At 69.5% G+C, this 10461-nt stretch carries 9 protein-coding genes; 1 reads left to right on the top strand and 8 read right to left on the bottom strand.

Annotated elements, in window-relative coordinates; all coding sequences use genetic code 11:
* From C6N31_RS07320 to C6N31_RS07285, 8 genes are all read right to left on the bottom strand, one after another.
* Positions 1-1062, bottom strand: a complete 1062-nt coding sequence (locus tag C6N31_RS07320) for an MCE family protein (protein ID WP_138351275.1) — start codon at positions 1060-1062, stop codon at positions 1-3.
* Positions 1059-2090, bottom strand: a complete 1032-nt coding sequence (locus tag C6N31_RS07315; protein WP_138351274.1) for an MCE family protein — start codon at positions 2088-2090, stop codon at positions 1059-1061. The genes C6N31_RS07320 and C6N31_RS07315 overlap by 4 nt, the downstream gene beginning before the upstream one ends.
* Positions 2087-3403, bottom strand: coding sequence for an MCE family protein (locus C6N31_RS07310; protein ID WP_138351273.1), 1317 nt, complete (start codon positions 3401-3403; stop codon positions 2087-2089). The genes C6N31_RS07315 and C6N31_RS07310 overlap by 4 nt, the downstream gene beginning before the upstream one ends.
* The gene (locus tag C6N31_RS07305; RefSeq protein ID WP_138351272.1) at positions 3400-4293 is read right to left on the bottom strand and encodes an MlaE family ABC transporter permease; all 894 of its coding nucleotides are present in this window, start codon (positions 4291-4293) and stop codon (positions 3400-3402) included. The genes C6N31_RS07310 and C6N31_RS07305 overlap by 4 nt, the downstream gene beginning before the upstream one ends.
* A 3-nt stretch (positions 4294-4296) precedes the next feature.
* On the bottom strand, positions 4297-5142 hold the full coding sequence (locus C6N31_RS07300; protein WP_138351271.1) for an MlaE family ABC transporter permease: 846 nt from the start codon (positions 5140-5142) through the stop codon (positions 4297-4299).
* Positions 5139-6164 carry an ABC transporter ATP-binding protein gene (locus tag C6N31_RS07295; protein ID WP_138351270.1) on the bottom strand — a complete coding sequence of 342 codons (1026 nt, stop codon included), beginning with the start codon at positions 6162-6164 and terminating at the stop codon, positions 5139-5141. Before C6N31_RS07295 ends, C6N31_RS07300 begins: the two co-directional genes overlap by 4 nt.
* A 54-nt stretch (positions 6165-6218) precedes the next feature.
* Positions 6219-7862: a DUF6801 domain-containing protein gene (locus tag C6N31_RS07290; protein WP_198357276.1), complete on the bottom strand. Its 1644-nt coding sequence runs from the start codon at positions 7860-7862 to the stop codon at positions 6219-6221.
* A gap of 281 nt (positions 7863-8143) precedes the next feature.
* Positions 8144-8761, bottom strand: coding sequence for a hypothetical protein (locus tag C6N31_RS07285; RefSeq protein ID WP_138351269.1), 618 nt, complete (start codon positions 8759-8761; stop codon positions 8144-8146).
* 429 nt (positions 8762-9190) lie between these two features.
* Between C6N31_RS07285 and C6N31_RS07280 the strand changes: the two genes are divergently transcribed.
* Positions 9191-10438 carry a PucR family transcriptional regulator gene (locus tag C6N31_RS07280; protein WP_244809300.1) on the top strand — a complete coding sequence of 416 codons (1248 nt, stop codon included), beginning with the start codon at positions 9191-9193 and terminating at the stop codon, positions 10436-10438.
* Positions 10439-10461 lie beyond the last annotated feature (23 nt).

Below are 10461 nucleotides of genomic sequence, written 5' to 3'. Positions count from 1 at the left end.
TCAGCGACCGCCCTGGGACTTGGGTGGCATGCATCCGGTGGTGGGAGGCGTGCCGGCGGGCAGGTAGTTCCGCGGGACGAGCCCGCAGAGGTAGCTGTCGAACCAACGGCCGTTGCCGACCGTGTTGCCGACCAGCCGGTAGTAGGGCCCGATCGCGGCGAGGGCGGCGTCGAGGCTCTTCTGGTTCTTCAGCAGCACGGTGGTGACGCGGCTCAGCGCGCTGAGGGTGGGCTCCAGCTGCTTGTTGTTGTCCTCGACGAGGCCGGTCAGCTGGGTGCCGAGGTCCTGGGTGCCGGTCAGCAGCCCGTGGATGGCGTCCCGCCGCTTCTGCAACTCGCCCAGCAGCAGGTTCCCGTCCGTGATCAGCTTCTCGAACCTGCTCTGCTGTCCGGCCAGCGTCGCGGTGATCTGCTTGCTGCCCGCCAGCAGCTTGGCCAGCTGGCTGTCGCGGTCGGAGATCGTCTTCGACAGGGCGGAGAGCCCGGTGACGGCGGTGCGCACCTGGGGCGCGGTGTCCTTGAACGTGGCGGAGATGGTGTCGAAGCTCTTGGCGAGCTGCGCGGTGTCGATCTCCCCGAAGGTCTGCCCGAGCCCGTTGAACGCCTGCGTCACGTCGTAGGGGGAGGTGGTGCGGGTGGCCGGGATGCGCCGGCCGGGGTTCTGCGCGGCGGAGCCGAGCGGGTCCAGGGCCAGGTACTTCTCGCCGAGCAGCGTCTTGATGCCGATCGCGGCCCGGCTGGCGTCGCCGATCCAGGTGTCCTTGACCTTGAAGGTCACCTTCACCTTGCCGCCGTCGAGTCCCACGCCGGTGACCTTGCCGACCTTCACCCCGGCGACCCGCACCTCGTTGCCGGGGTCGAGCCCCGCCGCCTCGGTGAAGTCCGCCGTGTACGTGGTGCCGCCGCCGATGAACGGCAGCGCGTCGGCGTTGTAGACGACCACGCCCAGCAGGGCGAGGACGAGCAGCCCGACGATGCCGACGGTGACGGGGTTGCGCTCCGCCATCGGCTTCGGGCGCCGCCCCGCCGCCCGCCGGCGCAGCCGCGCCACCCGCCCGCTCATGACCTGCACCGCGCTTCGGTGATCGCGATACCGGTCGGCGCCTTGCTGCCGTCCGAAGTGGTCACGCCCGACACCTTGGCCTCGCAGAGGTAGAGGTTGAGCCAGGACCCGTACGACGCGAGGCGGGCGATCGTCCGCATCTTGACGGGCGTCTTCTGCAGGAAGTTCTCGATCTGCGGGGTGCTCGCGGCCAGGTTGGACGACAGCCGGCCGAGCTGGTGGATGTCCTCCTTCAACGGCGCCCGGCCGTCGTCCAGCAGCCCCGCCGTGCTGGTGGTGAGCTGGGAGATCGCGGTGATCGCGTCCCCGATCGGCTGCCGGTCGCCCGCGAAGCCGGTGACGAGGGTCTGGAGGGTGCCCACCAGCTCGTTGAAGCCCTGTTCACGGGTGTTGACGCTGGTCAGGACGGTGGTGAGGTTGTCGATCACCTCGCCGATGACCTTGTCCTTGGCGGCGAGGGTGGTGGTCAGCGAACCCACGTTCCTGATCAGGCTGTTGACGGTGCCGCCCTCGCCCTGGAGCACCTGGATGATCTCCCCGGCGAGCTGGTTGACGTCCTTGGGCGACAGCCCCTCGAAGAGCGGCTGGAACCCGTTGAACAACTGGGTGAGGTCGAGGGCGGGCGAGGTGCGGTCCAGCGGGATGGTGGAGCCGGGTGTGAAGGCCCGGTCCATCGGCCCGGTGCCCTGCTGCAGGTCGATGTAGCGCTGGCCGACCATGTTCAGGTACTTGATCGACGCGGTCACCGAGGCGGGCAGCGCCCGGCCCTTCTCGACCGAGAACGTCACCTGGGCGAGCCGCCGGTCCACCACCCGGATGTCCTCGACCTGGCCGACCTTCACCCCGGCGATCCGCACGCTGTCGCCGGTGATCAGCCCGGTGGTGTCGGTGAACCGCGCTTTGTAGCCGACGGTGTCCGCGATCCCGGTGTTGGCGATGCTGAAGGCCAGCACCGTGGTGGCCAGGGCCGTCACGAGGATGAAGACGATCGACTTGATGAGCGGGCCCGCGATGCTCCGGCGCCTCACTTGAGACTCACCTCCGCCCCGCGGAAGACCGGTCCGGCCAGCAGGCTGCTCCAGTCGGGAAGGGACTGCGGCGAGGCGTTCATCGCCGGTGCCAGCAGTTCGTTGACGAGTTCGTTCTCCTGCGGCGAGTTGGGCAGCCCCAGACCGCCGTTCCCGCTCCCCGCACCGGTGACGGTGAGGCCCGTCGTGGCTGTCGGGGGCGCCGTGGCCAACGGGCCCGTGAGCCCCGGCGCCACCGTGTCGTCCGTCCGGGTCGGCCGGCCGAGGTACGGCACCGGGTAGCAGTTGGGCCCGGTGCTCGCCGTGAACGACGGCTTGTCCTTGCCGGGCAGGTACTTGCCCCGGGAGGGCACGGTCCGCACGGTGACATGCAGTCCGGGCTCACTCGTGCCCTTGCCGAGCGCCTTGTCCATCGCCGGCACGAAGTTGGCCAGCGTGCGCAGGGTGCAGGGAAACGAGGGCGCGTACTCGCCGAGCAGCTGGAGCGTTCCCCTGCTGTCCGCCGACAGCCGGATGATGGTGTCCTGGTTCTGCCGCAGGAACGCTGTCAGGTCCTGGGAGGTGCTGGTCGTCGACCCGTACAGGGTGCTGAGGTTGGCGCGCTGCTCGGCGATGGTGCCGCTGGTCGTCGTGAAGTCGGTGAGCGCCTGCAGGATGTCGGGGGCGGCGTCGCCGTAGACGCGGCTGACCTTCACCAACTCCTGGATGTCCCGGTTGAGCGTCGGCAGGTTCGGGTTGAGCTTCGCCAGATAGGCGTCGAGGGTGACGAAGCTGTCGCCCAGCTTGGTACCGCGGCCCTGCAGGGCCTGCGAGACGGCACTGAGGGTGGCGGAGAGCTTCTCCGGCTGCACCGCGGTCAGCAGCGGCAGCACGTTGTCGAGCACCTGCTCCAGCTCGATGGCGTTGCTGGAGCGGTCCTGCGCGATGGTGCTGCCGGCCAGCAGCTTCGGGCCCGAGGTGGTCCGCGCCGGCGGTACGAGGGCCACGAACCGCTCCCCGAACAGCGTCGTCGGCAGCATCTGCACGGTGACGTCGGCCGGTATGCCCTTCAGCTTGTCCCGCTGGATGGCCAGCGTGACGCGGGCGCCGTCGCCGTCGGCGGTGATGCCGCGCACCTGGCCGACGACCACCCCGCGCAGCTTCACGTCCGCGTACAGGTGCATCGCGTTGCCGACGCTGCCGGTCCTGACGGTCACCGTCGCGTCGTCGGAGAACTCCTTGTCGTAGACCGCCACCGAGAGCCAGATGAGCAGCGCGGGGACCAGCAGGAAGACCACTCCCGCGAAGCGGCGTCGCACGGTGAGGGCGTTCATCCGGCCACCCGCACCGTCGTCGTGGTGCCCCAGATGGCCAGGCTCAGGAAGAAGTCGGTCACGCTGATCACCACGATCGCGTTCCGCACCGACCGGCCGACCGCCACCCCGACCCCGGCGGGGCCGCCCTCGGCGTGGAAGCCGTAGTAGCAGTGCGCGAGGATCACCGTCACGCTGAAGACGATCACCTTGAGGAACGACAGCAGGACGTCGTCGGGCGACAGGAACGTGTGGAAGTAGTGGTCGTAGGTGCCCGACGACTGGCCGCTCACGAAGACCGTGACCAGCCGTGAGGCGAGGTACGAGCTGACCAGGCCGATGCCGTAGAGCGGGATGATCGCGACGACGCCCGCGATGATCCGGGTCGTCACCAGGTACGGCATGCTGCGGATGCCCATCCCCTCCAGGGCGTCGACCTCCTCATTGATGCGCATCGCGCCGAGCTGCGCGGTGAAGCCGGCGCCCACGGTGGCCGAGAGGGCGAGGCCCGCCACCAGGGGTGCGATCTCCCGGGTGTTGAAGTACGCCGAGACGAAGCCGGTGAACGCGGCGGCGCCGACCTGGTTGAGCGCCGCGTGGCCCTGGAGTCCGACGACCGTGCCGGTGAAGAGCGTCATCGCGATCATCACGCCGACGGTGCCGCCGATGACCCCGAGCCCGCCGCTGCCGAACGCCACTTCGGCCAGCAGCCGCTGGATCTCCTTGAGGTAGCGGCGCAGGGTCTTGGGGATCCACAGCAGCGCGGTGATGTGGAAGATCAGATGGTCGCCGAGCCGGTCCAGCCAGCCGAACCAGCGGTCGGACCGGGCGCCGGGGCGGTACGCGGCCGGTCCGCTCCGGTCCGGCGGGACGGGGGCGTCCTGCGGCGCGTCCTTGTCGAGAAGGGCCATCGGTCAGGATCCCTTCGCGGGGACGATCTGCAGATAGATCCCCGTGAGCACCATGTTCACGAAGAACAGCAGCAGGAAGGTGATGACCACCGACTGGTTCACCGCGTCGCCGACGCCCTTCGGACCGCCGCGCGGATTGAGGCCCCGGTAGGCGGCGACGATGCCCGCGATGAAGCCGAAGATCAGCGCCTTCAGCTCGCTGATGTAGAGGTCGGGGAGCTGGGCGAGGGCCGAGAAGCTGGCGAGATACGCGCCCGGCGTGCCGTGCTGCATGATCACGTTGAAGAAGTAGCCGCCGAGCGTGCCGACGACCGAGACCAGTCCGTTGAGCAGCACCGCCACGAACATCGCGGCCAGCACCCGGGGGACGACGAGGCGCTGCACCGGCGAGACGCCCATGACCTCCATCGCGTCCAGTTCCTCGCGGATCTTGCGCGACCCGAGGTCCGCGCAGATCGCGGAACCGCCCGCGCCCGCGATCAGCAGGGCGACGATCAGCGGGCTCGCCTGCTGGATGATGGCCAGCACGCTGGCGCCGCCGGTGAACGACTGGGCGCCGAGCTGCTGGGTCAGCGATCCGACCTGGAGCGCGATCACCGCGCCGAACGGGATCGACACGAGGGCGGCGGGCAGGATCGTCACGCTCGCGATGAACCAGAACTGCTCGATCAGCTCCCGGACCTGGAACGGTCTGCGGAACATCGCGCCGACCGTCGTCACGGCGAGCGAGAAGAGCCGGCCGGTCTCGCGCAGCGCGCCCAGCCCCGGGACCGGCCGCCGCACGGGAGGCGCCGCCGGCTGCGGCGCGGGTGCGGGATCCAGGGGCGGATCCAGCGGGGGAGCCGTCATGACGGCCCTCCGCCCGCGCGGCCGGCGGGTGCGGCCTGCCCGGCGACGACGTGCCCGGTGCGGTCGAAGCTGGACTCGATCGCGTGCCGCGCGGCCGGCGGCAGCGTGTCCAGCAGACCGAGCACCCGCTCCCTGCGGCGCAGTACCGCCCGCCGGACCGGCAGCCCGGGGGTCGGCTCCAGCTGTGGCTCGATGGCGCGGGGCACCGAACTGCTCCCGGTGACGCCGTGCCGCTCCTCCAAAGCCATCGTGGCCTCGTCCTTCTCCTCCGACATCCCGATCGGACCGGCCCGGTGCCCGCCGAGGAACTGCGCCACCACCGGTTCCTGGCTGGTCAGCAGCACCTCGCGCGGGCCGAAGGCGACGAGCCGGCGGCGGAAGAGCATGCCCATGTTGTCCGGCACGGTGGAGGCGATGTCGATGTTGTGCGTGACGATCAGCATCGTCGCGTCGAGCTGCGCGTTCAGATCGATGAGCAGCTGCGAGATGTACGCGGTGCGGACCGGATCGAGCCCGGAGTCCGGCTCGTCGCAGAGAATGATCTGCGGATCGAGCACCAGCGCGCGGGCCAGTCCGGCGCGCTTGCGCATGCCGCCGGATATCTCGCCGGGTAACTTCCCCTCGGCGCCCAGGAGTCCGACCATGTCCATCCGCTCCATCACGACGCGGCGGATCTCGGATTCCTTCTTCTTGGTGTGTTCGCGGAGCGGAAAGGCGATGTTGTCGAAGAGGGACATCGACCCGAACAGCGCGCCGTCCTGGAACATCAGGCCGAAGAGCTTGCGCGCCTCGTACACATCGCGTTCCGGGCTGTTCACCATGTCGACGCCGTTGACCATGACCCGCCCGCGCTCGGGCTTGAGCAGCCCGATCACCGACTTCAGGAACACGGTCTTTCCGGTACCCGAGGGGCCCAGCATCACGCTGACCTCACCGGGCGGCAGAGTGAGCGTCACGTCCTGCCAGACGGTCTGACTGCCGAACGACTTGGTGAGGCCTTCGACGACCACTTCGATTCCCATTGCACCTCCCGGGATGGTTGGCCGGCGCCGTCCGCGGCGCCGGTGGCGGACTGGTCAGCGGTGCGGCAGCGGCGGGATCTGGATCTCGGTACCGGTCGAGGCGTCGCAGCCGAGTCCGGCCCAGGGCGCGCAGAGCGTGCCCTGGTTGAGGTTGAGCGAGTTCCCCGGCCCGGACACCGCCGCGGTGAAGAGCGCGTCGAGGTTCTCGCCGTGGGTCCCGCAGCCGGTGAAGGCGGGGATCGTCAGGTTCTCCTGGTGCAGCGGCCCGCCGTCGAGGATGGTGTAGTCCGGCTTGCCGTCACCGCCGCCGGGCATGTGCGCGTCCTGCAGCCCGACGAGCGCCAGCTGGATCGGCGCTCTGGTGCGGCAGTTGGGTCCCACATCGAGCGGTGTGCCGTTGATCCTGACGTCGTAGAGCCGGAGCCACTGATATCCGTGGATCGTGGTGATGACGTTCTGCTCGACGAAGTTGGTACCCGTCGTGACGATGGTCAGCAGCGGTTTCACCGGGTCGGGCGTGAGCGCCATCTTCGCCGTCGTGGGCACGAATCCGTAGGTCAGGAACGTGGAATCGGCGACCGGCAGCGTCATCGAACCGAGCGAGTCGAACTCGTAGTACTGCGGGGGATTCGGCTGTACCGCCATCCGCACGTTCATGTTGATGTAGGTCAGGGACGGGCCCTTGGCGCTGTGCGCGTCATTGATGACGGCGGCGCCGCTGAGCTTGTGGACGTTGGAGAATCCGGTCGCGTAGGCGCACGAGCCGAGATCGAACGTGGTCTCGGTGACCGTCGCGCCGGCATCCTGCTCGTCCTTCAGCGGAATGTGATCGAAGTCCAGCTTCCCCTTGGGCAGTACGTCGCAGTCGTACGTGCCGGAATGCACCGGCGGTTCGACCTTGATGGTGCTGTTGTGCGGCGCGCCCGGCTTGGGCGACGCACCCGGTGACGTACCCGCCGACGTACCCGGTGACGTACCGGGGGCGGAAGGCGTCGTGGGGGAGGACGGTGAGGCCGGTGCCGATGAAGAGGGTGAGGATGAAGGGGAGCCTGACGGGGTGGGGTCCGGAACGGGCACCGGCACCGCGCCCAGCAGCGTGTTCTGCCCGGCCTCCGGAGTGCACGCCACCTTCACGGGGGCGGCGGTGGCCGGTACGGGCGACGGCGTCGCGTCCGTCGCGGCGGCCTTGCCCGGTGTGAGCTCCAGGGCCAGCGCACCCGCGCCGAAGCTCACCTCGCCCGCCGCGGTGACGGTCACCGGCGGCACCTCGCCCTTGAACGTCAGCACCAGGTCGTCCTTGCCGGCCACCGCAACGGCGGGGGCCCGCAGTCCCGGCCAGGGGGCGTCGGCGGCCGAAGTGCCCTGGGTGACACGGGCGGTGAGACTTCCGGTGCCGGCCAGCGTTCCGGTGGTGTCCGGCACGAGCCCGTCGACGGCGGCGCGGGGCACCGTCACCGCCATGGTCGGATCACCGGGCTGGATCGGCCTGTTGACCGCCCCGGTGTCCGGGAAGAGCTGGGTCAGGACGACGTGCACCGGCTGATCGCCGCCGGGGAAGGCGCACCGGTAGGCCATCGTCAGCGGTCCGTCCCGTCCGGCCGCCGCGGAGCCGGATCCGGACAACAGCCCCGCCACGAGCGCCGCCGCCGCGAGGCCCGCCAGCCGCACCGTACGGCGTGGAACACCTGCACCCCTCATTGCGGCACTCCTCGGACTGGCTCGGCGCATACCTGCGGGGAATCACGAACTCGGTCGGGACGCAGGACACTACGTGCGGGTAATAACGAGGACAAGTGATCGAACACAGGAATGTTCCGCGATCTCGCGGCCATCGGATTTTTTGTCACTGAGTGATAAATGCGGAGCGGAGCTTTGTATTCCATTGAGTACCGGTGAGCAGCCGGGCGCCGCTGGGCGCGCGCTCCGCTGTGCGGACCCCGGCCCGTGGCTCCGGGCCGGGGTCCGCACAGCGGGTTGGCTCACGGGGAGGTGATCTGCAGGGTGGCGGGGCTCAGGACGTAGTTGGCGCTGTAGACGGCGCTGTCGCCGTTGTTGATCAGACCGAGGCAGATGCCCGAGACGTTGTACGCCTTCAGGTTCCCGCCGCTGACCGTCAGCACATGGGTGGAGTTGGTGTACTTGCCGGTGAGGGTGGCGGTGCTGCCGGCCGTCGGGCCGTTGAAGTCCGCGTTGCACAGACCGCTGATGTGGGCCTTGACGCCGGTGATGGTGCCGGTGGTGACGCCCGCGGAGTACGTCGCGGCGTTGAGCTTCCAGGGCAGGCCCTGGGCGGTGACGGTGAAGGAGATGCCGGCGGGACCCGAGCAACTGGTCCAGGTGACGGAGGAGATGCTCGCGATGGCGGTACCGGAGAGCCCGGTGCCGTTCGCGGCGCTGCCGGCGGCGTTGGACTTGGTGCACTTGAGCTGGGTGCCGGTGTTGGTGTCCGTCAGGATCGGGCTGGTCGCCACCGCTGTGAACGAGCCACCGCCGGTCACGGTCCAGGTGCCGGCCGCGGAGGCGGGAGAGGTGGAGAATCCGACGGCGGCGGCGAGGGCCGCACCGACGACGATGGTGCTCTTGGTCAGCTTGCGCACGGGCTGATCCTTTCAAGGAGTTGGCGTACCTGATTAACCGCGATCCACGCTGTTCAGGCGGGGATTGCGACTGCGGCTCAATACCTGGAACGCGGCACCGAATAAATTCGGCTGCCCTTGCGAATGGGCACGTTACGCATCGGTAACAGGGTGGCGCAATACTCCAGTCAGAGATTGGGAGAACGACCTTACTCCCGAGTATTTTCTTATCTCTGGAGCAATAGATTCCGGCTGAGAACTGTCCGGAAGTGAGCACGCACGCACCCCGGGGACCGGCCGCCGGTCACATGCCCCGTGCACGTTTACGGCCCCTGGGTGCTGCGCTCCGGCCGCCGTTGGTCTATGTTTCGACGAGCTACGACGTGTCGTACGTCACTCCCGGCATGTCCGATGCCCCACCCTGCGCCGCCTAGTTGAGGGGGGACGAGCGTGTCCGGAGCGAGACGGGCCGCGGGACCGGCCGAGCCGCTGCGACCGATCCCGCAGGAGCTCGCGGCGATCATGTGGCCCGAACTGCCCAGCCTCTTCCAGGAGATGTCCGCCGAGATCATCGGGGCGTTACCGGAGTACTCCCACATTCTGGACGGGCCCTACGGGCAGGCGATACGCATCGGGATCGAGCAGAACATCGCCACCTTCGTCGACCAGATCGCCGCCCCCTCCACGACCTCCACGCTCCGCGACGACATGTGCCGCAGGTTCGGCCGCTTCGAGGCGTACGAGGGCCGCAGCCTGGACAGCCTGCAGGCCGCGTACCGGATCGGCGCCCGGGTCGGGCTGCGCCGGGCGATGAAGGTCTCCGAGCGCTACAAGCTCCCGCCCTCCGTCATGATGACCTTCGCCGACTCGCTGTTCGCCTATGTCGGCGAGCTCGCGTCGCTCTCCCGCGAGGGCTATCTGGAAGCCATGGCCGAGCTGGGTGAGAAACCGGACAACCGCCGCCGCCGGGTGCTGCGGCTGATTCTGGCCACCCCGTCCGTCTCGCTCGCCGCGATCGCCGAACTCGCCGAGCACGCCGCGTGGCCGCTGCCGGACGAGGTGACGCTCGTCGCCCTGGGCCCGGAGTCCAAGCTGACGCGGGCGGCCCTGGACCGCGACATCCTCGTCGACCTGTCGGGACCCGAACCCCATCTGCTGGTCCCCGGCCCGCTCGACGACGTCCGGCGCGCGGCCCTCGACACCGCGCTGACCGGCAGCCGGGCGGCGGTCGGGCTGACCACCCCGCTCGGGGACGCGGCGGACTCGCTGCGCTGGGCGCGGCAGACCCTCGCACTGGCCGACGCCGGGATCATCGACGACCGGCCGGTGGTGCTGTGCGAGGACCACTTATTGCCGTTATGGCTCCTCGGAGACCCCGCCCTGATCAACCAGCTCAGCAAGAAGCACCTCGGCCCGCTCGTCGGCCTCACCCCCACCCAGCGCACCCGGCTCGTCGACACCCTGCGCACGTGGCTCACCACCCGCGGCACCGCCGCCCAGATGGCCGAACTCCTCGAAGTGCACCCGCAGACCGTGCGCTACCGCATGCGGATCCTCGACCGTGCCTTCGGCGACCAACTCTCCGATCCCGACGCCCGGTTCGCGACCGAGATCGTGCTCCGCGCCCTGTACCTCCAGGAGCGGGCGGGCCCGTCGGGACTGCCGGGCCTGCCGCCCGGCGTGCACGAACCCTTCTGACGCCGACGGCCTTCTGACGCCGA

The organism is Streptomyces fildesensis (assembly GCF_016107395.1).
Classification (GTDB): Bacteria; Actinomycetota; Actinomycetes; order Streptomycetales; family Streptomycetaceae; genus Actinacidiphila; species Actinacidiphila fildesensis.
Note: the sequence above shows the minus strand (reverse complement) of the source record. Positions and strands in the feature narration are given on the sequence as shown.